This window comes from Kribbella monticola, assembly GCF_003261635.1.
GTDB classification, from domain to species: domain Bacteria; phylum Actinomycetota; class Actinomycetes; order Propionibacteriales; family Kribbellaceae; genus Kribbella; species Kribbella monticola.
Genome location: NZ_QFXK01000039.1, coordinates 50,832 through 75,791, shown reverse-complemented (window position 1 = coordinate 75,791; position 24,960 = coordinate 50,832). Strand labels below are relative to the sequence as shown.

General features: G+C 68.7%; 26 protein-coding genes. 18 read left to right on the top strand and 8 right to left on the bottom strand.

Annotated features, from left to right (window positions below):
• Nucleotides 1–49: 49 nt before the first annotated feature.
• On the bottom strand, nt 50–1,186 hold the full coding sequence (locus DIZ26_RS31725; RefSeq protein ID WP_112248249.1) for a GDSL-type esterase/lipase family protein: 1,137 nt from the start codon (nt 1,184–1,186) through the stop codon (nt 50–52).
• A 188-nt stretch (nt 1,187–1,374) separates the two neighbouring features.
• Here DIZ26_RS31725 and DIZ26_RS31720 point away from each other — a divergent pair, with 188 nt between their 5' ends.
• Nucleotides 1,375–2,550 carry an acetoin utilization protein AcuC gene (locus DIZ26_RS31720; protein WP_112248248.1) on the top strand — a complete coding sequence of 392 codons (1,176 nt, stop codon included), beginning with the start codon at nt 1,375–1,377 and terminating at the stop codon, nt 2,548–2,550.
• A gap of 144 nt (nt 2,551–2,694) precedes the next feature.
• Nucleotides 2,695–2,910 (top strand): helix-turn-helix domain-containing protein, encoded by a 216-nt coding sequence (locus DIZ26_RS31715; RefSeq protein WP_112248247.1) that lies wholly within the window; start codon nt 2,695–2,697, stop codon nt 2,908–2,910.
• Between the two features lie 63 nt (nt 2,911–2,973).
• On the opposite strand, the gene DIZ26_RS31710 is transcribed toward DIZ26_RS31715, so the two are convergent.
• Entirely contained in the window at nt 2,974–3,489 is a 516-nt protein-coding gene (locus tag DIZ26_RS31710) for a MarR family winged helix-turn-helix transcriptional regulator (RefSeq protein ID WP_112248246.1), read from the bottom strand.
• Nucleotides 3,490–3,554: 65 nt separating this feature from the next.
• Between DIZ26_RS31710 and DIZ26_RS31705 the strand changes: the two genes are divergently transcribed.
• Complete coding sequence (locus tag DIZ26_RS31705; RefSeq protein ID WP_232828740.1) at nt 3,555–4,802, top strand: amidohydrolase family protein; 1,248 nt, start codon at nt 3,555–3,557, stop codon at nt 4,800–4,802.
• Between the two features lies 1 nt (nt 4,803).
• Here DIZ26_RS31705 and DIZ26_RS31700 read toward each other — a convergent pair whose 3' ends face one another.
• Nucleotides 4,804–5,280 carry an NUDIX domain-containing protein gene (locus DIZ26_RS31700; RefSeq protein ID WP_198676386.1) on the bottom strand — a complete coding sequence of 159 codons (477 nt, stop codon included), beginning with the start codon at nt 5,278–5,280 and terminating at the stop codon, nt 4,804–4,806.
• Nucleotides 5,281–5,338: 58 nt separating this feature from the next.
• On the bottom strand, nt 5,339–5,980 hold the full coding sequence (locus DIZ26_RS31695) for an NADPH-dependent F420 reductase (RefSeq protein ID WP_112248245.1): 642 nt from the start codon (nt 5,978–5,980) through the stop codon (nt 5,339–5,341).
• 64 nt (nt 5,981–6,044) lie between these two features.
• Here DIZ26_RS31695 and DIZ26_RS31690 point away from each other — a divergent pair, with 64 nt between their 5' ends.
• From DIZ26_RS31690 to DIZ26_RS31680, 3 genes are all read left to right on the top strand, one after another.
• Nucleotides 6,045–6,395, top strand: coding sequence for a winged helix-turn-helix transcriptional regulator (locus DIZ26_RS31690; protein WP_232828739.1), 351 nt, complete (start codon nt 6,045–6,047; stop codon nt 6,393–6,395).
• Between the two features lie 171 nt (nt 6,396–6,566).
• Nucleotides 6,567–7,322 carry an AIM24 family protein gene (locus DIZ26_RS31685; protein ID WP_112248244.1) on the top strand — a complete coding sequence of 252 codons (756 nt, stop codon included), beginning with the start codon at nt 6,567–6,569 and terminating at the stop codon, nt 7,320–7,322.
• A 108-nt stretch (nt 7,323–7,430) separates the two neighbouring features.
• Nucleotides 7,431–8,420, top strand: a complete 990-nt coding sequence (locus DIZ26_RS31680) for a helix-turn-helix transcriptional regulator (protein WP_112248243.1) — start codon at nt 7,431–7,433, stop codon at nt 8,418–8,420.
• Here the strand turns inward: DIZ26_RS31680 and DIZ26_RS31675 are convergent.
• Nucleotides 8,392–9,249, bottom strand: coding sequence for an alpha/beta hydrolase (locus DIZ26_RS31675; protein WP_112248242.1), 858 nt, complete (start codon nt 9,247–9,249; stop codon nt 8,392–8,394). The genes DIZ26_RS31680 and DIZ26_RS31675 overlap by 29 nt on opposite strands.
• A 62-nt stretch (nt 9,250–9,311) precedes the next feature.
• Between DIZ26_RS31675 and DIZ26_RS31670 the strand changes: the two genes are divergently transcribed.
• Together DIZ26_RS31670 and DIZ26_RS31665 are read left to right on the top strand one after the other, a co-directional pair.
• Complete coding sequence (locus DIZ26_RS31670) at nt 9,312–11,279, top strand: BTAD domain-containing putative transcriptional regulator (protein WP_112248709.1); 1,968 nt, start codon at nt 9,312–9,314, stop codon at nt 11,277–11,279.
• 14 nt (nt 11,280–11,293) lie between these two features.
• Nucleotides 11,294–11,803, top strand: coding sequence for a GNAT family N-acetyltransferase (locus tag DIZ26_RS31665; protein WP_112248708.1), 510 nt, complete (start codon nt 11,294–11,296; stop codon nt 11,801–11,803).
• A gap of 47 nt (nt 11,804–11,850) precedes the next feature.
• Here the strand turns inward: DIZ26_RS31665 and DIZ26_RS31660 are convergent, their stop codons facing one another.
• Nucleotides 11,851–12,330: a GNAT family N-acetyltransferase gene (locus tag DIZ26_RS31660; RefSeq protein ID WP_269815414.1), complete on the bottom strand. Its 480-nt coding sequence runs from the start codon at nt 12,328–12,330 to the stop codon at nt 11,851–11,853.
• 178 nt (nt 12,331–12,508) lie between these two features.
• Between DIZ26_RS31660 and DIZ26_RS31655 the strand changes: the two genes are divergently transcribed.
• The 3 genes from DIZ26_RS31655 (at nt 12,509) to DIZ26_RS31645 (ending at nt 15,073) form a co-directional block, all read left to right on the top strand.
• Entirely contained in the window at nt 12,509–12,610 is a 102-nt protein-coding gene (locus DIZ26_RS31655) for a 30S ribosomal protein bS22 (RefSeq protein WP_008356322.1), read from the top strand.
• Nucleotides 12,611–12,675: 65 nt separating this feature from the next.
• Nucleotides 12,676–13,683: an NAD-dependent epimerase/dehydratase family protein gene (locus tag DIZ26_RS31650; RefSeq protein ID WP_232828738.1), complete on the top strand. Its 1,008-nt coding sequence runs from the start codon at nt 12,676–12,678 to the stop codon at nt 13,681–13,683.
• Entirely contained in the window at nt 13,676–15,073 is a 1,398-nt protein-coding gene (locus DIZ26_RS31645; RefSeq protein WP_232828737.1) for a lysophospholipid acyltransferase family protein, read from the top strand. The genes DIZ26_RS31650 and DIZ26_RS31645 overlap by 8 nt, the downstream gene beginning before the upstream one ends.
• Nucleotides 15,074–15,381: 308 nt before the next feature.
• Here the strand turns inward: DIZ26_RS31645 and DIZ26_RS31640 are convergent, their stop codons facing one another.
• Both DIZ26_RS31640 and DIZ26_RS31635 read right to left on the bottom strand, forming a co-directional pair.
• Entirely contained in the window at nt 15,382–16,443 is a 1,062-nt protein-coding gene (locus DIZ26_RS31640) for a DUF5667 domain-containing protein (protein WP_232828736.1), read from the bottom strand.
• Between the two features lie 208 nt (nt 16,444–16,651).
• Nucleotides 16,652–17,194 carry a sigma-70 family RNA polymerase sigma factor gene (locus DIZ26_RS31635; protein ID WP_041289570.1) on the bottom strand — a complete coding sequence of 181 codons (543 nt, stop codon included), beginning with the start codon at nt 17,192–17,194 and terminating at the stop codon, nt 16,652–16,654.
• 335 nt (nt 17,195–17,529) lie between these two features.
• Between DIZ26_RS31635 and DIZ26_RS31630 the strand changes: the two genes are divergently transcribed.
• The 7 genes from DIZ26_RS31630 to hemB all read left to right on the top strand — a co-directional run bounded on the left by DIZ26_RS31630 (nt 17,530) and on the right by hemB (nt 24,958).
• Nucleotides 17,530–18,975, top strand: a complete 1,446-nt coding sequence (locus tag DIZ26_RS31630) for a class I adenylate-forming enzyme family protein (RefSeq protein WP_112248705.1) — start codon at nt 17,530–17,532, stop codon at nt 18,973–18,975.
• Nucleotides 18,972–19,205: a glutaredoxin family protein gene (locus tag DIZ26_RS31625; RefSeq protein ID WP_112248239.1), complete on the top strand. Its 234-nt coding sequence runs from the start codon at nt 18,972–18,974 to the stop codon at nt 19,203–19,205. The genes DIZ26_RS31630 and DIZ26_RS31625 overlap by 4 nt, the downstream gene beginning before the upstream one ends.
• Nucleotides 19,206–19,320: 115 nt before the next feature.
• Nucleotides 19,321–20,079, top strand: a complete 759-nt coding sequence (locus DIZ26_RS31620; RefSeq protein WP_112248238.1) for a redox-sensing transcriptional repressor Rex — start codon at nt 19,321–19,323, stop codon at nt 20,077–20,079.
• Nucleotides 20,076–21,359, top strand: a complete 1,284-nt coding sequence (locus DIZ26_RS31615; protein WP_112248237.1) for a glutamyl-tRNA reductase — start codon at nt 20,076–20,078, stop codon at nt 21,357–21,359. The genes DIZ26_RS31620 and DIZ26_RS31615 overlap by 4 nt, the downstream gene beginning before the upstream one ends.
• Entirely contained in the window at nt 21,356–22,234 is an 879-nt protein-coding gene (gene hemC, locus DIZ26_RS31610; RefSeq protein WP_112248236.1) for a hydroxymethylbilane synthase, read from the top strand. The genes DIZ26_RS31615 and hemC overlap by 4 nt, the downstream gene beginning before the upstream one ends.
• A complete protein-coding gene (locus tag DIZ26_RS31605) occupies nt 22,231–23,973 on the top strand; it encodes a bifunctional uroporphyrinogen-III C-methyltransferase/uroporphyrinogen-III synthase (protein WP_112248235.1) in 1,743 nt (580 codons plus the stop codon). The genes hemC and DIZ26_RS31605 overlap by 4 nt, the downstream gene beginning before the upstream one ends.
• Nucleotide 23,974: 1 nt before the next feature.
• Nucleotides 23,975–24,958 carry a porphobilinogen synthase gene (gene hemB / locus DIZ26_RS31600; protein WP_112248234.1) on the top strand — a complete coding sequence of 328 codons (984 nt, stop codon included), beginning with the start codon at nt 23,975–23,977 and terminating at the stop codon, nt 24,956–24,958.
• The last annotated feature ends 2 nt before the right edge of the window (nt 24,959–24,960 follow it).

The window sequence follows — 24,960 nt, the reverse complement described above, 5'->3', positions numbered from 1 at the left end:
CACGGTCCTAAGGATAGCCCCAGGACCGTGAGGCCGCGCAACCCCTTGCTCAGTTGACCGGGACCGGGCCGACGTCGATCGCGTCCAGCTCGGTGTAGCAGTCGCCCTTGCTGAACTTGATCGTGTTCTGCCCGGCGGTCAGCGCCACGTCGACCGCGCCGACCCCGAGCAGATCCCAGCTGTAGGACGGGTAGACCACGGTTGCCGCCGGGCCGCCGTTGGCCGAGACCTTGTGGCTGCAGTTCGTCCCGGTCCCGTTCGCGCCGCGGGCCCGGATGCGATAGTTGCCGGCAGCCCCTACTTGGAACTTGAAGGTGACCGAGCTGTCCGCATAGTCGATGTAGCCGATCTTCCCGCCGCCCGAGGCCGAGGTGATCTGGACCCGGGTCGCGTGCACGACGGTCGCGTTCGCGGTCTGCTCAGCCTCGAGCCGGGTCAGCGGCGCGCCGGTGAGCGCGGCGTACCAGCGGGCCGCGGCCTTCGAGGCGGCGCCGTAGTTCGGGTGCCACATGTCGACGAAGTCGTAGGGCTGGAAGAGGCCTGAGTTCGCGTCGAGATAGCTGACCGCTTTGCCCGCGGCGGCCTTCGCCGCGACGATGCCGGGGATGGTCGCGTTGAAGGCGGCCACCCGGCTGTAATGGTTGTCGTCCTTGAGCTGCGGGATGTTGGACACGAAGACCTTCGCGTTCGGCAGCGTCGTGTTGATGGTGTCGATCAACGTGGACAGCTTGCCCGGAGCGGCGCCGGCCGACGCGTCGTCGTACATGTCGTTGGTGCCGATCTGCAGCGTGACGACGTCCGGCTGGTAGGTGTTCAGCCAGCCGGCGACGCTGCCCTGGATCTGGCCGATCGTCCAGCCGCCGTGGCCCTCGTGGTTCTTGTCGCCGAGCGCCGCCGATCCGCTGGTCACCGAGCCGACGAAGTCGACCGGACGGCCGTCGGCCTGCAGCAGTTGCCACAGATCCGTGCGATAGCCGCCGCCGGCCGCGTCGCCGCCCGCGGTGTTGGAGTCGCCGAGCGGCATCAGCTTCGTCGGCGTGGCGCGGTTGATCGGTACGGCGGGATCGTCGGCCGCCTGGAGCTGGGTGGCCCGCTCGCTGTGGGCGCCGGTCAGGCCCGGACTGAGGTTGAGTGCCAAGGCGGCACCGGCGATCACGACGGGCAGAGCACGGACGAGGACGCGCATGGCGGCTGTCTCCTTCAGGACGGAACGTGGCCAGTCGATCGTCGACGGTCACCCCAGGCCCAGCAATCCATTCCAGCTCACTCGAACACCCGTCCCGTCTCACTCGGACACCTGCCGAGTCTCGCTTGGACACCCGCGTGGCTTGTGAGCGCGGGACCGAGACGGCTGGGTGGCCTAAGGTCGGGGGCATGAGTGGCGAGGCGATGCTGGTCTTCGACGAGGGCCTGACGGCGTACGACTTCGGGCACGGGCACCCGATGAGCCCGATCAGAGTCGACCTGACCGTCCGGCTCGCCCGGGCGCTCGGCGTACTGGACCAGTTGAAGGTCGTGCCCGCGCCGATCGCGGACGACGCGCTGCTGCAGACCGTGCACACGGCCGAGTACATCGCCGCGGTGAAGCGGGCCGGCCAGCATCCCGACGTACCGGATCTCGAACATGGTCTCGGGACCGATGACACTTATTGCTTTCCGCGGATGCACGAGGCGTCGGCCCATGTCGTCGGTGCCTCGGTCGAGGCCGCGCGGGCCGTCTGGGAGGGCGACGTCCTGCACGCCGCGAACATCTCCGGCGGGCTGCACCACGCGATGCCGGCGATGGCGAGCGGGTTCTGCGTCTACAACGACCCCGCTATCGCGATCCAGTGGCTGCTCGACCACGGCGCGGAGCGAGTCGCGTACGTCGACGTCGACGTGCACCACGGCGACGGAGTACAGACCGTCTTCTACAACGATCCTCGGGTGCTCACGGTGAGCTTGCACGAGTCGCCCACCACGCTGTTCCCCGGCACCGGTACTGCGGGGGAGACCGGCGGGCCGGGTGCGGAAGGCAGCTCCGTCAACGTGCCGCTGCCGCCGGGGACGGGAGATGCCGGGTGGCTTCGTGCCTTCCACGCGGTGGTGCCTGATGTGGTGAAGGCTTTTCGGCCGTCAGTGCTGGTCACACAGCACGGGTGCGACTCGCATGTGGAGGACCCGCTGGCGCATCTCACCCTGACGATCGACGGGCAGCGGGCGGCGTACCAGGCACTGCACGATCTCGCTCACGAAGTTTGTGGTGGCAAATGGGTTGCGACCGGCGGTGGTGGCTACGCGATCATCGACGTCGTGCCGCGCGCCTGGACCCATCTGCTGGCGATCGTCGCCGGCCAACCCATCGACCCGTCGACGGCGGTGCCCGAAGGCTGGCGCGAAGACATCCAGATCCGCTTCGGCCGAGTCGCCCCGTCACGCATGACCGACGGCCGAGACGCGGCGTACACAGACTGGTCAACCGGCTACAACCCCGACACCTGGCTCGACCGCTCCATCAAAGCCACCCGAGACGTCTCCTTCCCACTACTCGGCCTCGACCCCACCTACTAAAGCCCCGTCGTGGGTCCCCCTTTTGAGTCACAGGAGTTCCCCTCTTTCCCATTCGCACCAACAGCCACTACGCTCGGTTCATGCACGGGCGGAAGTGCCGGAGGGGAAGCCGGCGCACGACCCGTGCTGGAAGTGCGGTGCGCAATGGCATCAAAGAAGTCCGGCGGTGAGTCGCCGCTCGCCGAGGTGAAGTTCCTGACCGTGGCGGAGGTCGCCACGGCCATGCGCGTGTCCAAGATGACGGTGTACCGCTTGGTGCACTCCGGAGAGCTGCCCGCGGTGCGGGTGGGTCGGTCGTTCCGGGTGTCTGAGGACGCCGTGCACGACTACCTCAAGGGCGCCTTCTTCCAGGCCGGATAACTACGAGAAGCGCAAGCGGCCGACTCCCTTCGGGGACCGGCCGCTTCGCCACGCCTACGCCCGTCAGCTCCTGGTGCCGGCCCGCGCCGCCGGGCGATCCGTGACGAAGAGCGCCCGCAGTGCCTCCGCGGCGGCCTGCACGGTCTCCGGCGGGAGATCGGACCACATCTCGTCGTGCGCCGCCGCGCCGGCCTGCACCGCGCGCTCGGCCGTCTCGATGCCCTGCTCGGTGAGCCTGATCTGCGTACCGCGGCCGTCCTCGGGGTCCGGCTCGCGCACGACCAGGCCCCGGCCGGCCAGTTGGTTCGTCACGTTGCTGGTGCCGCCGGAGGACAGCAGCAGGTTGCGGCTCAGATCGGACGGCTTCATCCGGTACGGCGTACCGGCGCGGCGGAGGGAGACCAGTACGTCGAACTCCGCGGTGGTCAGCCCGAGGTCTCGCAGCACCCGCCGGGTCACCTCGCTCAGGTCGTCGGCGAGCAGCATCACGCGCTTGGTCAGCTCCGTCGTGGGATAGAGCACCGACGGCAATTCCCGCTGCCAGGCCGCGATCAGTTGGTCCACCCGGTCGACGGTCATGGTTGACAGTCTAGGTCGCTTTGATGATAGCTTTCCATAAAGCTTTCTACTGAGGGGACTCCACCATGACCCAGCGTCTGCTGCTCCGTGCCGGGCTCGTCATCGACACCGAACCGAGGCCGGTCGTGCACCGCGACACCGACGTCCTGATCGAGGACGGCCGGATCGCCGCCGTCGGCCGCGACCTCGGCGTCGCGGATGCCGAGGTGATCGATGCCTCCGACCGGATCGTGCTGCCCGGATTCGTCGACACGCACCGGCATCTGTGGGAGGTGGCGCTGCGAGGAACTGCCGTCGACGTGGACCTGATGGGCTACCTCCAGCGGATCCTGGGCGAGTACGGCGCGCGCTACCGCGCCGAGGATGTTGCTGCAGGCAACCTTGTCGGTGCGCTCGAATGCCTGGACGCCGGAATCACCACCGTGCAGGACTATTCGCACGTTCAGCAGGGCATCGATCACGCGGATGCGGCGCTCGATGCGCTGATGAGCAGCGGCATCCGGGCTGTCTACGGATACGGGCAGTCGCCACTCAGCGGCGCCGCTGTCGACCCGGCCGGAATGCGGCACGTGGTCGACCGCGCATCCGGCCGGATCACTGCGGCACTGGCCGCCATCGGACCGGCGTACTCGCCGCTCGAGGTTGTTCGTGCGGACTGGGAGTTGGCGGCGTCGCTAGATCTGCCGATCGTGGTGCATGTCGGGAGTGGGCCGGTTGCGTACGAACCGCTGGCGCTGCTGCGCGACGATGGGCTGTTGCGGCCCGATGTCCTCTATGTGCACGGCAATACGCTGGCCGATTCCGAGCTGAAACTCATCGCCGAGTCCGGGGCCAGTATGTCGATCACGCCGGCGGTCGAAGCGCGGATGGGGATCGGCGATCCGATGGCAACGCGGTTGCGGGCGGCCGGCGTGACGACCGGGCTCGGGATCGATGTGGTCACCAGCGCACCGGGTGACATGTTCAGTGCGATGCACTCGATCCTTGCCCTCGGCCACAAATCCTTCGCTGCCGCCGAGGTCCTCCAACTCGCCACCCTGGAAGGAGCTCGCGCACTCGGCCTCGAAGATCAGATCGGTTCGCTGCGGCCCGGCAAGCAGGCCGACATCGTCATGCTGCGCGCTTCCGACATCAACCTGATCGGTGGCTCGCAGGATCCGATCGGGACTGTCGTCACCGCCGCGCACCCGGGCAACATCGACACCGTGCTGGTCGGCGGTCAACCGGTGAAGCGCGACGGACGGCTGCTTGCTCCCGGGCTCCCAGCCGCGCTGGAGGCAGTACGTCGTACGGTCGAATTCCTGGCCGCTTGACTCAACGGGCTGTGCGAGGACAGGCCAGGGCGATCCGGAGCCAGCGGGAGACCGGTCCGTCGGTGGGAAGGGCGTCCGGATCGGTGGAGACCCAGCGGGCTTCGGTGAGTTCCGGGGACAGCTCGAAGTGGTCCGAGGTCGGCCTGGCCAGCACGATCGTGAGGTTGTCGACCTTGCCCTCGCGGGTGGTCGTCAGGGTCTGGAGTACGACCGGCTGTTCGGTGATCGACAGCGACAGTTCCTCGGCGACCTCACGGATCGCCGCGCCTTCAGCCGTCTCGCGCTTCGGGTTGTACCCGCCACCGGGTAACGCCCACCATTCCTGGTCCGCGTAGGAATGCCGTACGACGAGGCAGCGCCCCGGGTCGTCGGGGTGGATCAGCAGCGCCTTCACCCCGAACGTCGTCGGCTTCCGCAGCCTCCACCACAGCCGGATCCCTCGATGACCCAGTCGCATCACAACGGACCGGAACGGCACAAGGCTCTCCTGCGACGAAGACAACGGGGCCCCAGGATCGTATGCCTCCCCGGGGTCCTCAGCCGGTCGGCGGGGTGCTGCCGAAAGCGGCTGCCTTCGGCGGGAACAGGGTGCGTACGTCGCCACCGGTGACCCAGATGCCGACGGCGAGTGCGGCCGTTGCTTCCAGAAGGCTTGCTCTGGCAAGGGTTCCGGCGGGGACGGGAACGTAGCCGAGGTCGCGCACCAACGTTCCGACCAGGTCCGCGGCGGCCGGATCATCAGCGCAGATCGGTACGCCGAGTGCGGCACCTTCGAACGACTGCGGAGCGTCCCGCCAAACAGCGTCGGCCGCAAGATTGAAGGCTTTCACCACCCGGACGTGGGGAACCGCCTGACTGATCGACTCGGCCATCGCAGCAACTGCGAGGGTGAAGTCGCGATGGTCGAAGGCGTTGGTGCAGTCGATCAGCGTCGTCCCGGGCGCCAACTCCAGCTCGGTCAGCACCTCCACCGCCACCTCGGCCGGCAAGGCCAGCAGGACGACCTCGCCGTACTTCGAAGCCTCTTCCAGCGATCCGCTGTCGGCGCCGATCCGCGCAGCCACCGCCGCGGCTCGGCCGGGATCGCGGCCGCCGACCATCACCTCGTGACCCGCCCGGACCCAGTGCTGCCCGAGAGCCTCCGCCATTGCGCCGTTGCCAACTGTCCCGATCCGCATGGCTCGAAGGTAGTGGCCCCGAAACGCACCGTCCGGTGTGCAATACCCGAGGCAGAATGGCTGGGTGGAGCCCAGATTCTTCGCCGATTGCCAGGCGCGCGTCGCGACCGACCTGCTCAGTGGGCGCTGGCCGATGGTCGTGCTGTACTCGCTCGCGACCGTCGGGCCGTCGCGGCCGGGCGTCCTGGCCGAGCAGATCGGTGGGATCAGCCAGAAAGTGCTCACCGACACCTTGCGCCGGCTGCAGGCGAACGGGTTGGTCGAGCGGCATCGGTACGCCGAGGCGCCGCCGCGGGTCGAGTATTCACTGACCGAGGCCGGCCAGGGCCTGATCGGGCCGCTGGAGGCGCTGGGGGAGTGGGCTCAGAAGTACGGCGATGACGTGCTGGCTGCCCAGGAGGCCGCCGGCTACTGATTCGCGGTCCAAGGGGGTGACCTTCGAGAGCCGGGTACGGCAGCGCCGAGGCTCTTCCGTAGCGGCGCTCGTGCTGGGAGAGTCGGTCGGGGAGCGCGGGTACGGCACCGGGGGCGGGGATGGTGCGTCTATGCCAACGCTCAGGCATATCCACGTGGGAGGGGAAGCACCATGCGAAGTGAATTGTTCGCCGCGACCAATCAGGAGCAGGAGTCCGCTCAGGCCGGACTGCGGTTGCAGAACTCGAAGTTGCTGAAGATCGAACTGCGCGGCGAGGTGTTCGCACGCCAGGGGGCGATGGTCGCGTACCAGGGCAACGTGCAGTTCGAGGCCCAGGGCTCCGGCGGGATCGGCAAGTTCCTGAAGCAGAAGCTCACCGGTGAGGGCATTCCGCTGATGAAGCTGCGCGGGCAGGGCGACGTGTTCCTGGCCGATCGGGCCGCCGACATCTACCTGATCGATCTGGACGGCCCGCACGACGGCCTGAGCATCAACGGCGCGAACGTGCTGGCCTTCGAGCCCACGCTCAGCTGGGACATCAAGATGGTCCAGGGTGCCGGCATGTTGTCGAACTCCGGCCTGTTCAACTGCAACTTCACCGGCCAGGGCCGGATCGCGATCACCTGCAAGGGAACGCCGGTCGTCCTGAATGTGGACCAGCCGACGTACGCCGACCCGCAGGCGGCCGTCTGCTGGTCGACTGGCCTGCAGACCGGGTACCAGCGCGCCGACTCGATCGGTCTGGGCACGCTGCTCGGCCGGAGCACCGGCGAGGCGTTCACGATGAGCTTCGCGGGCCACGGCTTCGTCGTCGTCCAGCCGTCCGAGGAGCCGCCGGGTGGTTTCGTCGGCGGCACCGGCGGCGGTCACCAGTCGGGTCAGGACGGCGTCGCCGGAGTACTGGGTGGTCTCCTCGGCGGCCGCTGACCCGAGGGCGCGGCACCTTCTCAGCGACCACCAGCGCGGCGTACGCAGTACGCCGCGCTAGTGTCTTTCACCGACGATCCACTTCCGGAACAGCGGGGGGAGTTGGCGGTGAACGGCGACCTGAGCCCGACCTCGCGGGCGCTGCTGCTGCTCGAGCTGATCCAGAACAGCCCGGGCATCAGCGCGTCCCGGCTGGCCGAGCGGCTCGGCGTGTCCGAGCGGGCGATCGGCCGGTACGTCGGGATCGTGCGCGAGGCCGGCGTACCGATCGAGTCGACGCGTGGCCCGTACGGCGGTTATCGCGTCGGCCGGGGCGCCCGGGTCCCGCCGCTGATGTTCACCACGACCGAGGCGCTCGCGCTGGTGATGGCGGCGCTCGACGGCCACCACAACGCGGCGGATACGGCCGATCCGGTCGGCAGCGCGCTCGGCAAGATCATGCGCGTGCTGCCCGAATCGGTCGCCAGCCCGGTCGACGCCGTCCGGCGGATCACCGCCGGCCGCGGCCAGGATCCGCCGACCCCCGAACCGGAGACCACGGCAACCCTGGTCCAGGCCTGTACGTCGAACCGTTCGCTTCGGCTGGTCTATCGCGTGAATTCCGGCGCGGAACATCCGATGGAGGTCGATCCCTGGGCGGTCGTCGTCCGGCATGGCCGCTGGTATCTGCTCTGCTGGTCGCACGCCAAGAAGGCCCGTCGCGGCCTGCGGATCGACCGGATCCGCTCGGTCGAGCTCCTCGACGGAACCTTCACTCCACCCGCTGACCTCAATCCGAAGCAGGCGCTCGAGGAGCAGCTGTCGGAAGGGTGGAAGTACCGGGTCGAGGTCGTCATCGATGCCGCCTTCGACGACGTGGCGCCGTGCGTACCGCGCGCGCTCGGCCGGCTCGAAGCGATCACGCCGACCACGACCAGGCTGACCGGCAGCACCGAGAACCCGGCCTGGTACGTCAGTCAGCTGACCGAGATTCGCGTGCCCTTCCGGTTCGTCGAATCTCCCGAGGTGCAGGCCGCCGCCGAGGCGCTGGGTCGTCGATTGCTGGCGTCCGTCCAATCGGTTGCCCAGGTCAACGATCCAGCAGGGAACGAAGGGTAGCGGCGATCTCGGCCGGAGCCTCTTCGGCCATGAAGTGACCGTGGTCTACCGTCAGGTGCTCCAGTTTCGGCGCCCAGGCTCGCCACAGGGCCGCCGCGTCGAAGCCGAGCTGAGCGCCCCAGTCCTGCTGCAGCACGGTCACCGGCATCTGCAATTGGTTGCCTGCAGCAAGGTCTTCCTGATCGTGCTGGATGTCGATCCCAGCCGTGGCGCGATAGTCGGCCACGATCGACGGGATCGCATTGCGGCTGGCTCGCAGGTACTCGGCCCGTACGTCGGCCGGGAACGGACTCTTGCCCCACAGGTCGAGGAAGTAGCCGAAGAAGGCATCCGGGTTACCCGCGATCAGATCCTCGGGCAGGCCGGCCGGTAACGCCATCAAATAAAGGTGAAACGCCACTGCCGCGTTGACTCCGTGCAGTGAGTCCCACATGTCGAGCGTCGGTAGTACGTCCAGGCAGGCGAGGTGGGTGATCGTGTCGGGATGATCGAGGCCGGCGCGGAAGGCCACCAAAGCGCCGCGGTCGTGGCCGGCCAGCGCGAACCGCTCGTGTCCCAGGGCCTTGGCGACCGCGACGATGTCGGCCGCCATGAGCCGCTTCGAGTAGCTGCCGTCAGCGGGCTTGTCGCTGTCGCCGTACCCGCGCAGGTCCGGGCAGATGACCGTATGGTCCGCGGCCAGGTCGCGAGCCACGTCGCGCCACATCAGGTGGGTCTGCGGGAAGCCATGGAGCAGCACGATCGGCGTACCGGTGCCTCCGACTGCCACTTCGAGGGCGACGCCTTCCGCACCCTCCAGACGCTGGTAGTCGAACCCACTGATCTTCATGACGCCTGCTTTCTGTGAAGGAATCGGTACTGCAAACCCTCGCTGGTGCCGATGAGCATCTGATGAGCACGCGTTACGGTGGCGGCATCCGTGTGATCCGGGAAGGCTGGACTGTGCAGTTCGGAGTACTGGGGCCTGTGGTGGCCTGGGATGAGCGTGGTGAGCTGGTCGCGCTCAAGGGCCCGCGACATCGCGCAGTACTCGCCCGGTTGATCATTGCCCGCGGCCGCGTCGTACCGGTTGAGTTGCTGGTTGACGACCTCTGGGCTGATCCACCTGCGGGAGCAGTCAGTGCTGTGCGCACCTTCGTGGCTGCACTACGCCGAGCAGTGGAGCCCGACAGAGCACCTCGTACGCCGCCTCGCGTACTGGTGACTGTCGGTCCGGGCTATGCGTTCCGAGCCGAGCCGGCTGCAGTGGATGCCTGGCGGTTTGAGCACGTGGTGTCAACGACGAAGGCTCAGCCAGAGCAAGCGTTGAAGCTGCTGGACGAAGCTCTGGGGTGGTGGCGTGGGCCGGCGTATGCGGAGTTCGCCGATGCTCACTGGGCAACGGCAGAGCGAGCCCGATTGGCAGAGCTGCGACTACAGGCGGTCGAGCAGCAGACGGAGGCCCGACTGGCGCTAGGCCTTGCAGGGCAGGCCATTGCAGACCTGGACGCTCACGTGACCGAACACCCTTGGCGTGAGGAGGGTTGGCGGCTGCTGGCCTTGGCGCTGTACCAAGCAGACCGGCAAGGCGATGCCCTGGCCGTACTACGGCGTGCCCGCGGTCTCCTCGTCGAGCAACTCGCCGTCGATCCCGGCCCCGCACTGCGTCGCTTGGAGACGGACATCCTCAACCAGGCTGAGCATCTGCGGCCGCCTGGCGCCCGTAGTACTGGTGTTGGCAAGGTGTGGGAGGAGGCCGCGGCGGCGTACGACGAAGCGGTGGGAGTGGGTGCCCGGGCGCGGCTCGAGTCGACCGTGGGACTGCTGCGGAACCTGGCAGTCACCGGGGGAGGCGGGCTGGAGGCTGCGCGGCGGCACCGGTTGGCGGCGATCCTCGCTGCCGAGGAACTGGGCGATGTGGAGCTGACGGCGAGGGTGATCGGCGCGTACGACGTACCGGCGATCTGGACGCGGTCGGACGACGAGGAGCACGCGCGGCAGGTGGTTGCGGCAGCGGAGCGGACGTTGGCCGCGCTGCCTGTCGATCGCGATGCCGCTCGGGCTCGGTTGTTCGCCACGATCGCGCTGGAATCCCGTGGTAGCAGGGATTCGCGGGCTCGCGAGGCGGCTGCCGAAGCTGAGCGGATCGCCCGGCGGTTGGACGATCCGGCTTTGCTGGGCTTCGCGTTGAACGGTGTGTTCATGCAGAGCTTCGAGCGCGCTGGTCTGGCGGCTCGCAGAGACGAGATCGGGGCCGAGCTGATCGGCCTCGGCGCTGACCATGACCTGGTCGGCTATGAAGTGCTCGGCCATCTCATCCGGATCCAGGCGCTCAGTGCGCTCGGCGATTTCACTCGTGCCGACCAGCATGCAGCGGCAGTGGATCTCCTGGCTGCTCGGCGGGAGTTGCCGCTGGTGGGCGTGTTCACCCAGTGGTACCGCGTACTACGGCTCGCGGCGGAAGGTCGTACGTCGACGGGCGCGCTCGAAGCCGCCTACCGGGAGGCGGCGAAGTCATTGGATGGCGCAGGCATGCCCGGCGTGCAGGACGGGCTTCTGCCGCTTGCCCTGTTGGCAGTGCGCGGGGAGCCGGGGCGGGACGAGGACTGGGGACCGTACGAGCCGTGGGTCCGCCCGCTCGTACTGCTGGCCGAAGACCGTCGCTCCGAGGCAGCGGAGGCGTTGAGTGCGATCCCAGATCCGCCGAAGGATCTGATGTACGAAGCGATGTGGTGCCTCGTACTGCGTGCCGCTGTTGCCCTTGGCGATCAGGAGATGGCGGAGCGGGCCAGGGGTGAGCTGGCCCCGGCAGCGGGAGAGCTGGCGGGTGCCGGCTCAGGGCTGCTCTCTTTCGGGCCGGTAACTGAGTTGCTGGAGTGATGGAGACTGAGCAGATGACGTACAGATCTGGGCTTCGGTTGGTGGGGGACGGGCTGGTACTGCGGGAGTGGGAGCGGGGTGACCTGGCTGCCATGGTGAAGCTGTTCGACAACCCTGAGGTGGCGTACTGGACGCCGCTGGTGACGCCGTTCGATCTGGACGCGGCGAAGGCGTACCTGGACCGGGCACTCACCGACAACGGCACCATCCAGCTCGCGATCACCGTCGACGGCGGGGAGCCGATGGGTGAGGTGTTGCTGATGACGGAGCGGGCGACGCTCGGCTACTCGGTCGGTCCTGCGTTCCGCGGCCAGCGACTCGCAGTACGGGCTTTGAAGCTGCTCACGGCGTACGCGCACGAAGAAGCAGGGCTGCCACGGGTCCTGCTCGAGATCGAGGCCGAGAACGACGCCAGCTCGGGAGTCGCCCGATCCGCCGGCTACCGGCTCACCGACCTGCCGCCGAACAACGTCACCGACAAGGGCCGCCCGGTCTCCTTGCTGACTTGGGAGCATCACGCCTAGAGCTACCTGGGAGCATCTCGCCTAGAGCTCACCTGGGAGCATCGCGCCTAGAGGTCGAGGGACCAGTCGTTGCAGGTCATCCAGTGACCCTTCGGGTACTCGAACTGACGCGGGCCGAGCAACGTGAAACCTGCTTTGCGGCATAACGCGTTCGACGCGGCGTTGTCGACACCCGGATAGGCATGCAAGCTCGGATGCGTCCCTTCGGCCGCCGCGGCCTTCGCCACTTCGGCGATCGCCGCGGTCGCGATCCCTCGGCCCTGGTACGCCGGCAGGATCGCCCACCCGGTCTCCCAGAACGTCTCGCCGCCCTCGGTGTGCTCCCAGTACCCGATCGACCCGGCCTTCTCCCCGTCGTCGACCACAATCACCGACATCCGCCCCGGCATACTCACATCCAGATACCGCCGCTGCCGGTCCTTAAGCTTCTCCGCACTCTCCGGCCCCCCGAGAAACGCCGTCATCTCCTCGGTATTACAAGCCTCCAACAACCAGAAATCGTCCTCACTCCACCTCGTAAGCCGCACCACGATCGGTTCCTCCTGGTCGGGATGACAGACTGCAGGTCCAATTGCGTCGGATTCGCAGCTTAGGCAGCCCCGCCGACAGTCCCAGGTTGACCCCGCTCCCAGACCTCACTTAGGTCGGAGTGGCGACTTGCGGGTAGGCTTTGCCGACGCTCTCTTTAAGTTTGGAAGGTCCACTGTGGGTTCTGTTATCAAGAAGCGCCGTAAGCGGATGGCGAAGAAGAAGCACCGCAAGCTGTTGAAGAAGACGCGGGTGCAGCGCCGCAAGCTCGGCAAGTAGCAGGTCCCGCCGCTCTGGTTGACCAGAGCGGCGTTGATGGTGTTGCTGTCTGGCTGGGGGTTCTCGTGGCACAGGTAGTGATGGTTACCGGCGTCTCCCGGGACGCCGGTGCTCGTTGTGCCCGCCGCTTGGCCGCGGATCCGGCGATCGGAACCGTGATCGGCATCGACGTGGTTCCGCCGCGCGCGGAGCTCGGTCGGGTCCGGTTCGTTCGCGCGGACATCCGCAACCCCGTGATCGCCAAGGTGATAGCCGGTGAGGACGTCGACACGGTCGTCCACACGGGCGTCGTGGCGACCCCTGGCAGCGCCGGTGGCCGGTCGTCGATGAAGGAGATCAACGTCATCGGCACCATGCAGTTGCTCGCCGCGTGCCAGAAGGCGCCCGGCGTCCGCAAGCTCGTGGTCAAGTCGTCGACCACCGTGTACGGCGCGGGTCCGCGCGATCCCGCCATGTTCACCGAGGAGATGGCGCCCCGGGCGATCCATCAGACCGGGCTGAGCAAGGACGCGGTCGAGGTCGAGGGATATGTGCGCGGGTTCGCCCGGCGCCGCCCCGATGTGTCGGTCACCACACTGCGGATGGCCAACTGGATCGGCCCCCAGACCGACTCACCCATCACCCGGTACTTCGCAATGCCCGTCGTCCCGACCGTCTTCGGGTACGACGCCCGCCTGCAGTTCCTGCACGAGAGCGACGGCGTCGAAGCGATTCACCACGCCACCACCCACGACCTTCCCGGCACCTTCAACCTGGCCGGGGACGGCGTACTCGTCCTCTCCCAGGCGATCCGGCGACTCGGCCGGCCCGTACTCCGGTTGCCCTCGTTCACCGCGGCCGGCACCGCCGCCGTCGTACGCCGGGCCCGGCTCGCCGACTTCTCGCCCGACCAGATCACCTTTCTGACCTACGGCCGCGCCGTCGACACCACCCGGATGCGGGCCGAGTTCGGCTTCGAACCGCAGTACACGACCGCGGCCGCCTTCGACGACTTCCGCAAGTCGCTGCCACCTGGCGCGGTCACCTCGGCCTCACGGCTGCTGACCGCAGGACTCGGAGCACTCCGTGGCTGACGCCGACGTCATCCCCATCGGCTCCGGCGGCCGCCCCGGGCGTGGCAGCGGACGCCGTACGACGCCTTCGTCCGCGGCGCGCGCCCTCGCGGGGGCCGGCGCCCGACCAGCAAAGGACACCAAGCGCGCCGACGGGCGAGGCCCGAACGAGCGACGCGCGGACCAGCAGCTGGCCGAGGAGCGGCGTGACGGCGGGCGGCGGGGAAACGCGCAGCGGGGCGAAGCGCGACGCGCGGATGTGCCGCAGGCTGACGAGCGGCGCGTCGACGAGCAGCAGGCGGCCGACGAGCGGCGGGGCAGCGAGCGACGCACGGACGTGCGGCAGGCTGACGAGCGGCGCGTCGACGAGCAGCAGGCGGCCGACGAGCGGCGGGGCAGCGAGCGACGCACGGACGTGCGGCAGGCTGACGAGCGGCGGGGCGGCCGGCGGCGGGGTGAGCGGCGGGGTGGGGATGAGCCGGATCTGGTGATCGAGGAGCCGGTTGAGGAGCAGGCGGTGGCCGCGGCTGCTGGGCAGTTTGCTGGGTTTGAGCGGTTGGTTCGGGATGCGCTGGGGGCGGATGGGGAGCGCAAGGTCGCGGAGTATTTGGCGTTCCTGCGCCGTCGGTTGACCGGTGACTACGAGGTCGACGAGTTCGGTTATGACGAGGATCTGACCGATCAGGTGCTGCTGCCGTTCCTGCGGCCGCTCGCGGAGAAGTGGTTCCGGGTCGAGGTGCGCGGGATCGAGAACATCCCGGACACCGGCAGCGCGCTGATCGTGGCGAACCACTCCGGCACGATGCCGCTGGACGGCCTGATCACCCAGCTGGTCGTGGCGGATCATGCGAAGCGCCCGCTGCGGACACTGGCCGCCGACCTGGTGTTCAAGACGCCGTTCGTCGGCGAGCTGTCCCGCAAGGGTGGCGCGACGCTGGCCAACAACGACGACGCCGAGCGCCTGCTGCGGCAGGGGAATCTGGTCGGCGTCTGGCCGGAAGGATTCAAGGGACTCGGCAAACCGTTCAGCGAGCGGTACAAGCTGCAGCGGTTCGGCCGGGGCGGATTCGTCAGCGCCGCGATGCGTACCGGCGTACCGATCGTGCCGTGCTCGATCGTCGGCGCGGAGGAGATCTATCCGCTGGTCGGGAACATGGCGTCGCTCGCCCGGCTGGTCGGCGTGCCGTACATCCCGGTCACGCCGTTCTTCCCACTCCTCGGTCCGCTCGGCCTGATCCCGTTGCCGTCGAAGTGGCTGGTCGAGTTCGGCGAGCCGATCCGCACCGACGAGTTCCCCGATGGCGCCGCCGACGACCCGATGCTGGTCTTCAACGTCACCGACCAGGTCCGCGAGACAATCCAGCAGACCCTCTACTCGCTCCTCATGCAACGCCGCAGCGTCTTCTTCTAGACCGCGCCCCTCCTCACCCCCGGCGCAAGCCCTCACCTCGCGCGCCGCCGCCCTCACCACCCATGCCGCCCTCACCCCTCGTGCCGCCCTCACCACTCGCGCGGCCCGCCACCCCCGCGCCGCCCCCAGCGCCCTTCACGGCGAACCCACGTTTTGAGGGGAGAACCCCGCAAGGGGTGGGTTGGCGCGGTGTATCCATGCAGATAACCCCCAACTGGGACGGTCATCCCCTCGAACAAACCAAAGAGCCCCGGGTCGAAGGTGGTCGACCGGGGCTCTTCGGGTGCTCCGACTGCTTCTGCGGGGGGTTACTTCCAGGGTGGCAGCAACGAGTTGACGACGCCCGGGAGGTTGATGGTCGGCAACGGCAGGCTCAGGCTGGGAAAGGGCCAGGGCCAGCTCGGTGTCGACGCGGTCGGCAGGCTGGGGAGGGTCGGTCCGCTCGGAGTCGTCGTCGGTTTGGTCGACGGCTTCGGCGGGGTCTTCAGATCCGTCGGCGGCTTCACCGGGGTCTCGACGATGACCGTGTTCGGCACCTGGGTCGGTGACGTCGACGGCTTCGTGGAGGTCTTGGAGCTCGGAGCCACGGTGGGATCTTCGGTCTGCCCGCCCGGCGTGTTCACCGTCGGCTGGCCGTTCTTGGCCGGCTTGGGCTTGTCGCACTTGGGGCACGCCACGGTGGTGTGCTGGGCCAACTGCTCGATCGTGGCCAACGCCTCGACCGCCGACTTCAGCGACTCCGGCGGCAGCTTCGGGGCGAGCTCACCGATGGCCTGGCGGGCGCCGGTGATGAAGGTCGTGATCGCCGTGATCGAGGTGGTGTCGCCGTCCTGCTGGTACGAAGCGACCAGTCTCGACACACCCTTGCGAGCCTGCTGCGAGAACAGGTCCAGCGTGTTGTCGATGGTGGCGGCATCGCCGTGGTTGTTCACCAGTCCCCGGACCTCGGAGAGCCGGGTCATCGCGTGCTCGAGATCGCGCCGGCCCCGGGAGTCGTCCCCGACGCTGACGTTGGTGGAGACGTTCTCGATGCTGCGCTTCATCCCGTACAGCGTGTCGCCGGGCATCGCCTGCTGAGCGGCGGCGGCAGAACCGATGCCACCTCCGAGCAGCACGAGCGCGGCGGTACTGGCCACTAGCCGGATACGCCGGCCGTGACGATGGCGGATATCTGTCACGGACGCGTCGTCGTCCTCGCGGGGCAGCGGGTCTCCCGCGCTTTCCGGAGTGCTGCGCACCACGGTCGGAGTCGTTGCGGCTCGGGCCGCGGCCTGCTCGAGGAGGCGGTGCCTCAGCTCGGCAGTGAACTCCGGTCGCGGTGCCACTGCGCCGGCGGTCCTCAGCCGTCCGACCAGCTCCACAGCGTCCATCAGCTCGGGGTCATCGCTCAGTCGCGAAGAGTGACGGGGCCCGTGATCGACGGCGTGCGCGAATGACTCCGCGCGCGCTCGAGCCCTGTGTAGGTCACTCATGATTGCTCGTTCTCCTCAATGGCCAGTCGGGGTCACCGACAGGTCCTCACCAGGCAAACGAGGAAACTCCCTGACGGGTTACGAAGGACATTCGTTGTCATTCGTCTCACCTCAAGTCCTTGGGGATAACCTTCGCCAAGTGCCGGACGGCCCTCAGTTGCAGTTGCTTGACGGCGCCCTCTGACTTCTCCAGCGCCTTGGCCGTTTCCGCGATCGACAGACCGGCGAAGAACCGCATCGTCAGGCAGTCGCGCTGCTCGTCGGGCAAGGCCGCGACCGCGTCCCGGAGGACCTCGGCGGTGGCGGCGGCCAGTACGTCGACCTCCGGCCCCTCGGTCTGCCGGTCGTGGGTCTCGATCTCGTCCGTCACCACTTCGAGCCGCACACGGCCCGACTTGTAGTGGTCGGTGATCAGGTTCCGGGCGATCGTGACCAGCCAGGCCCCGAAGTCCCGGCCCTGCCAGCGGAACGAGTCCAGCGCGCGGAGCGCCCGGACGAACGTCTCACTGGTCAGGTCCTCCGCGAGTGCCGAGGACGACACCCGCGCGTAGATGTAGCGATACACGGTCAGCGAGTACTCGTCGTACAGCTCGCCGAACGCACCGACGTCCCCTGCCTGGGCGCGATCGACGAGCTCTGCGCGTCTCATCCCGTCCGGGCTTGGCTCCGGCGTCGTCAAGTTCTCTCCCCGTTCAACTGACACGTCTACGACTGGTCCATCCGCGAATGGCCACAGCGGCTGAGACAGCACCGAGCGTTACGTCTGAAGCACCGGCTGTCAACAGTGGGCGGCGTGCCGGTTTCGCGCCGGCGGGTGAATCGCCCCGACCGAGTTCGCCCCCGAGTGCACCTGTATAGCTGCCGGCGGCGGAGTGTGCAATCGTTCCCAGCCCACCTCCGGCGAGCGCGGGCCGCGGACGCGGCCTACGCCGGGTAGCTCGAGTCATGAAGAGCACCCTAGTGGGCTCGTGACAGACTCGCATGGTGAACTTCAACTTTGCGGACATTCTTCGTGACACAGCGCGACGTCACGGCGAACGTCCGGCCCTGGTCGACGGCGACCGGAGGCTGACCTGGAACGACCTCGAGCAGGCGGTCGACAGCGCGGCCCGCGGGTTCGCCGCGGCCGGCCTCGTACCGGGGTACCGGGTGGTCCTGCTGATGGCGAACAGCATCGAGTTCGTCACGTCCTACCTGGGGATTCTCCGCGCCGGGCTGGTCGCCGTACCGCTGAACACGGGCCTGACGAAGAGCGAGATCAGTACCGTGATCGCGCATTCCGGAGCCCGGCTGGCGATCGCCGACGGCGACCTCGCGGACAAGATCGAGGGCCTCCGGACGGTCGGTCCCGGTGAGCTCGCCGGTCACGCTCCGCTTACGCCGCAGACCGACCCGGAAACACTCGCCGTCCTGCTCTACACGTCCGGGACCAGTGGTGATCCGCGCGCCGCGATGCTCACTCACCGGGCCCTCGCGGCCAACGTGAAGAATCTGGCCGACCTCGGCGCGGACCGGATGGGTCCCGACGACGTGGTGCTCGGCGTGTTGCCGATGTTCCACGCCTTCGGCCTGAACGCCGTCCTCGGCTGGGTCGTGGCCACCGGCGCGGCGCTGATCGTCGACCGGCGGTTCGACTCGGCACACACCATCGAGCAGATCCGCTCGTACGGCGTGACGCGGCTTCCGCTGGCGCCGCCGGCCCTCAACGCGCTGCTGGCCCGCGACGATCTGAAGGACGCTCTGCGGACCGTCAAGGTGGTACTGACTGGCGCGTCCACGCTGGACCGGGGCATGGCCGACCGGTTCGAGCAGGCGACCGGACTGTTCGTGCATCAGGGCTATGGGCTGACCGAGGCCTCGCCAGGTGTCACCACCACCCTGGGCGAGAGCGACCCGAAGCCGGGCTCGGTGGGCCGCCCACTGCCGAACGTGGAACTCCGGATCGCCGACGAGCAGGGCGAGGAGGTCGAGGGTGACGACCCGGGCGAGATCCTGGTCCGCGGCGACAACCTGTTCTCCGGCTACTGGCCCGACGGCGTCGACGGGCCGGACGCCGAAGGCTGGTACCGCACCGGCGACGTCGGCTATCTCGATGCCGACGGCGACCTCTTCCTGGTCGACCGGTTGCGCGAACTGATCATCGTGTCCGGCTTCAACGTCTTCCCCAGTGAGGTCGAAGAGGTGCTCGTCCAGGCGCCGGGAGTGCGCGAGGCGGCGGTGATCGGCGTACCGTCCGAGGCGACCGGCGAGGCGGTGAAGGCGTTCGTCGTACCGGCGACCGGGGCGGCTGCGGATCCGGCCGAGATCAGGCAGTACGCCGGGACGCGGCTGGCCCGGTTCAAGTGCCCGGTCGAGATCGAGGTCGTCGACCATCTGCCGCATTCGGTCACCGGCAAGGTGGCCAAGGGCCGGTTGCGGGCGGACCGATGAGGGTCACGCTGTACGGGAAACCGGGCTGTCATCTGTGCGACGACGCCCGGGCGATCATCGAGCAGGTCTGCGCCGAACTGGGCGTCGGCTGGACCGAGATCGACATCACCACCGACCCGAAGCTGTTCGAGGAGTACGGCGAACAGATCCCGGTCACCTTCGTCGACGGCCGCCAGCACGATTTCTGGCGCGTGGACCCGGTCAGACTCAAGAAGGCCTTGACAACTTAGTGCCATCCATCACGGACGGCCTTCTCGATTTTGTTCTCACGTTCACAAGCTCCTAGAGTGGGGTAGTCGCCAGCCGTGAGGCGGTGACTCGAGAACCACCATTTCCAGGAGAATTGTGACGCCTGCCCGCAGCCGTCGCCCCGGCGCGCCGACGAGAACCGAACGCGGCATTCCCGAGGCCACTGTCGCGCGCTTGCCGGTGTATCTGCGGGCCCTGACCGCGCTGTCGGACAGTGGGATCGCCACCGCGTCGAGCGAGGATCTGGCGACCGCGGCCGGGGTGAACTCCGCCAAGCTGCGCAAGGACCTTTCCTACCTGGGCTCGTACGGCACCCGCGGCGTCGGGTACGACGTGGAGTACCTGCGCTACCAGATCGCCCGCGAGATCGGCGTCACCCAGGACTGGGCCGTGGTCATCGTCGGGATCGGAAACCTCGGCCACGCGCTGGCGAACTACTCCGGCTTCGGCACCCGCGGCTTCCGGATCGTCGCGCTGCTGGACGCCGCCCCCGAGCTCGTCGGCGAGAAGATCGGCGACATGGTCGTCCGCGACTTCGCCGAGCTGGAGGAGATCGTCGCCGCGGACCGGGTCTCGATCGGGGTCATCACCACTCCCGCGGGTCCCGCCCAGGAGGTCTGCGACCGGCTGGTCGCGGCGGGCGTGACCAGCATCCTGAACTTCGCGCCGGTGGTGCTGTCCGTGCCCGACGGCGTCGACATCCGCAAGGTGGACCTCTCGATCGAGTTGCAGATCCTGGCGTACCACGAACAACGAAAGTCCGGAGAGGCGGCGCTCCCCCCGGTGCCCGAACTGCCAGCGATGAACGGTGTCGTCACTGATCTGCCCAGCGTCGGTGGAGGTGTCGGCGCATGAGTTATCTCGTTGTCGGTATCTCGCACCGGTCGGCCGAGATCTCGGTGCTGGAGCGGGTCGCGCTCGACCCGGACGCGGCCACCAAGCTCGCCATCGCCGTGCAGCACACGCCCGCGGTGTCCGAGACGGCCGTCCTCGCCAGCTGCAACCGCACCGAGGTGTACGCGAACGTCGACCGCTTCCACGCCGGCATGGACGAGGTGACGGCGATCCTGTCCGACGTCACCGGCGTCCCGCTGCTCGACCTGGCCGAGCACCTCTACGTGCACTTCGAGGAAGGCGCCGTCGCGCACCTCTTCCAGGTCACGGCCGGGCTGGACTCGATGATCGTCGGCGAGAGCCAGATCCTCGGCCAGGTGAAGGAAACGCTGCGCGTCGGCCAGGACCTGGAGACGATCGGCACCGGCCTGAACGCTCTGTTCCAGCACGCGCTGCGGGTCGGCAAGCGGGCCCGCGCCGAGACCGGCATCGACTCCGCCGGCCGCTCGGTCGTCTCTGCCGGGCTCGAGGCCGTCGGTGGTTACGAGGGCCGGCGCGCGCTGGTCGTCGGAGCCGGCTCGATGGCATCGCTGGCCGCCCAGACCTTGCTCGCCGGTGGCGCCACCACCGTCACGATCGCGAACCGGAACTTCGATCGCGCGGTGGCCCTCGCCGACCGGATCGGCGCGACCGCGATCCGGCTCTCCGATGTGCCGCAGGCGCTGACCGAGGCCGACCTGGTGGTCTCCTGCACGGGTGCACGCGGTGTCGTGCTGACCGAGGAGATGGTGCGCAACGCGGCCGACGGCCGGCCTTTCGGCGTACTGGATGTCGCTCTTCCGCACGATGTCGATCCCGCCGCGGCCCGGCAGCCCGGCGTCAAGCTGGTGACCCTGGCCGACCTGGCCGGTACTGCGGGCGGCACCGAGCACGACATCGACGACGTACGCCGGATCGTCGCCGAGGAGACGGTTGCCTTCGAGGCGACCCGGCGGGCCGCGTCGGTCACGCCGACCGTGGTCGCGCTCCGGGCGATGGCCGCCGAGGTGGTCGACGCCGAGCTGAGCCGGCTCGATCGCAGACTGCCCGGCCTCGACGAGGTCCAGCGCGCCGAGGTGGCCCGGACGGTACGCCGGGTGGTCGACAAGGTGCTGCACACGCCGACCGTCCGGGTGAAGGAACTCGCCGCGGATCCCGGCGGACCGACGTACGCCGATGCGCTGCGCGAGCTGTTCGCGCTGGACCCAGCGACCGTGGACGCGGTCACCGCACCCAAGACCACCGGAGGTGAATCGGCATGATCAGGCTCGGAACCCGCCGGTCGGCACTCGCGACCGCCCAGTCGAATCTGGTCGCCGACTCCCTGCGCGCCCTCGGCCACGAGGTCGAACTCGTGCTGATCACCACCGTCGGCGACGTGAACCGCGCGCCGATGGCCCAGATCGGTGGCACCGGGGTCTTCGTCAGCGCCCTGCGCGACGCCCTGGTGGCAGACCAGATCGACATCGCCGTGCACTCCCTGAAGGACCTGCCGACCACACCGCTGGACGGACTGACGCTCGGCGCCATCCCACTCCGGGAGGACCCGCGCGACGTACTGGTCGCCCGGGACGGACTGTCGCTCGGCGAACTCCCACCCGGCGCCGTGGTCGGGACCGGGTCGCTGCGGCGGCAGGCCCAGCTGGACGCGCTCGGTCTCGGCCTCGAACTGACCGGCATCCGCGGCAACGTGGACACCCGGATCGCGATGGTCGCCGATGGCAAATTGGACGCGGTGGTGCTCGCGAGGGCAGGGTTGGCCAGGTTGGGCCGGCTGGACGAGGTCACCGAGACCCTGGATCCGATCCAGGTTCTGCCGGCTCCCGGACAAGGTGCCCTCGGCATCGAATGCCGCGCCGACGACGTCGCGGTACTGGCGGCGCTGGCGCCGTTGGACGACGCGGCCACCCGGGCCGCGGTGACAGCGGAACGGCAGTTGCTTGCCACTCTCGAGGCAGGGTGCTCGGCTCCGGTCGGCGCGCTCGCCGAGGTGGTCGAAGGTGAGGACGGTCCCGAGCTCTGGCTGCGGGGCGCGCTCGGCCAGGACGGCGGCGTACGGCGCCTGTCGGCCAACGGCCCGGTGGACGACCCGGTGTCGCTCGGAAGGGCGCTGGCGAAGGAGTTGCTGGAGGAATGACAGCGGCACGGGGAACGACGAGTACGAAGACGAGCAGCAAGACAAGGGCAAAGGCGACAGCAGACGTGAGCAGCGCGAAGACAGCAGCGGCCACCAAGGCGCCCCAGAACGTGCCCGCCAAGGCAGCGGCCAGCACCGGCGCGGCCGCGGCACGGCAACCCAAACCGCTGGGCCACGTCACCTTCGTCGGCGTGGGGCCGGGTGACCCAGCACTGCTGACCCTGGCCGGTCGCGACGTGCTGGCGAACGCCGACGCCGTCGTGGTCGAGGGGCCTGAGCACGACGCGTTCCTGGCGTACTGCAAGCCGGGCGTCGAGGTCGTCGACGGCTCCGGCGCCGAAGGCAGCCGGGCGCTGAAGATCGCGGCCCGGGCGCGCCTGGTGGTGAAGACCGCCAAGACCTCGGCGAACGTGGTCCGCCTGCTCACCGGTGACCCGTTCACCTTCTCCAGTGGGGCCGAGGAGGCCGCCGCCTGCCGCAAGGCCGGTATCGGCTTCAACGTGATCCCCGGGGTCAGCGAGGTCAGCGCCGTCCCGACGTACGCCGGGATCCCGCTGACCGTCAAGGGTGAGCGCGAGGTGACCGTGCTCGACCTGGCCGAGGCCAAGCTCGACTTCACCAAGGTGCACCCGAAGCAGACACTGGTCCTGCTGAACGCCACCGACGTGCTCAAGGACGCCACCGCCGCACTGATCGAGGCCGGCTTCGACGCCGGTACGCCGGTCGCCGCGACCGTCGGCGGGACGACGACCGCGCAGACCAGCGTCGTCGGCACCCTGGCCACGATCGTCACCGACCTCCGCGCCGCCAAGGTGACCGGCGAGGCCGTCATCGTGGTCGGCTCCGTGGTCGAGCAGCGCGAGGCGCTCAGCTGGTTCGAGACCAAGCCGCTGTTCGGCTGGCGGATCCTGGTGCCGCGCACCAAGGACCAGGCCGGGCCGCTGATGGACCGGCTGCGCCGGTACGGCGCCATGCCGGAAGAGGTGCCGACGATCTCCGTCGAGCCGCCGCGCAACCCGCAGCAGATGGACAAGGCCATTCGCGGCCTGGTCGAGGGCCGCTACGAGTGGGTCGCCTTCACCTCGGTGAACGCGGTCAAGGCCGTCCGGGAGAAGTTCGACGAGTACGGGCTGGACGCGCGCGCGTTCTCCGGGCTGAAGATCGCCGCCGTCGGTGACAAGACCGCCGAGGCGATCGCGGCCTGGGGCATCCGGCCGGACCTGACCCCGACCGGTGAGCAGTCCGCCGCCGGGCTGGTCGAGGACTGGCCGCCGTTCGACGAGCTGCTGGACCCGATCAACCGGGTCTTCCTGCCGCGCGCCGACATCGCCACCGAAACGCTGGTCGCGGGTCTGACCGATCTGGGCTGGGAGGTCGACGACGTCACGGCGTACCGGACCGTGCGGGCCGCTCCGCCGCCCGCGCCGACCCGCGAAGCGATCAAGTCGGGCAAGTTCGACGCGGTCGTGTTCACCTCGTCCTCGACCGTGCGCAACCTGGTCGGCATCGCCGGCAAGCCGCACGCGTCGACGGTGATCGCAGTGATCGGCCCGGCGACGCTGAAGACCGCCGAGGAGCACGGCCTGCGGGTCGACGCGATGGCCGAGTCGCCGTCCGCCGAGGAGCTGGCCGAGGCGCTCGCGCGGTTCGGCGCCAACCGGCGTGACACCATGGTGGAGGCCGGTGAAGTCGTCACCCGGCCGTCAGAGCGTCGTTCGGGTTCGCGTAGGAAGAGCTGAGATGACTGGATTCCCGGGTGTGAGGCCCCGTCGGCTGCGGTCGTCGGCGGCGATCCGCAGGCTGGTCTCCGAGACCACGCTCGAACCGAGGCAGCTGATCCTGCCGATGTTCGTCCGGGAAGACGCCACCGAGCCGATCCCGATCAAGTCGATGCCCGGCGTCTACCAGCACACTCGCGACACCGCGCGGAAGGCGGTCGCGGAGGCGGCTCAGCTCGGGCTCGGCGGAGTGATGCTGTTCGGCGTACCGACCGAGAAGGACGAGACCGGTTCGGGTGCTGTCGACCCGAACGGGATCCTCAACGTGGCGATCCGGGACGCGGTCGCCGAGGTCGGCGACGACCTGCTGGTGATGGCGGACCTGTGCATCGACGAGTTCACCTCGCACGGCCACTGCGGCGTGCTGGACTCGACCGGTCGCGTGGACAACGACGCGACACTGCAGGTCTATGCGGAGATGGGTGTCGCGCAGGCTTCGGCCGGCGCCCACGTGGTCGGACCGTCTGGGATGATGGACGGCCAGGTCGGTGCGGTCCGTACTGCGCTGGACGCGGCCGGCCATCTCGACACGGTGATTCTTGCGTACGCCGTGAAGTACGCGTCCGCCTTCTTCGGGCCGTTCCGGGAAGCCGTGGGCTCTTCCCTGCAAGGCGATCGGAAGACGTACCAGCAGGACCCGGGCAACGCGCACGACGCCATTCGCGAGGTCGATCTCGACGTCGCCGAGGGTGCCGACATCGTGATGGTGAAGCCGGCCCTGGCGTACCTCGACATCATCCGGCAGGTCCGCGACCACGTCGACGTACCGGTTGCCGCGTACAACATCTCCGGTGAGTACGCGATGGTCGAGGCGGCTGCCGCCAACGGCTGGATCAACCGTGAGCAGGCGATCCTGGAGACGCTGACCTCGATCCGCCGCGCCGGCGCCGACACGATCCTCACCTACTGGGCCGCCGAGGCCGTCGACCTGCTGCGCCGCCGGTAAGC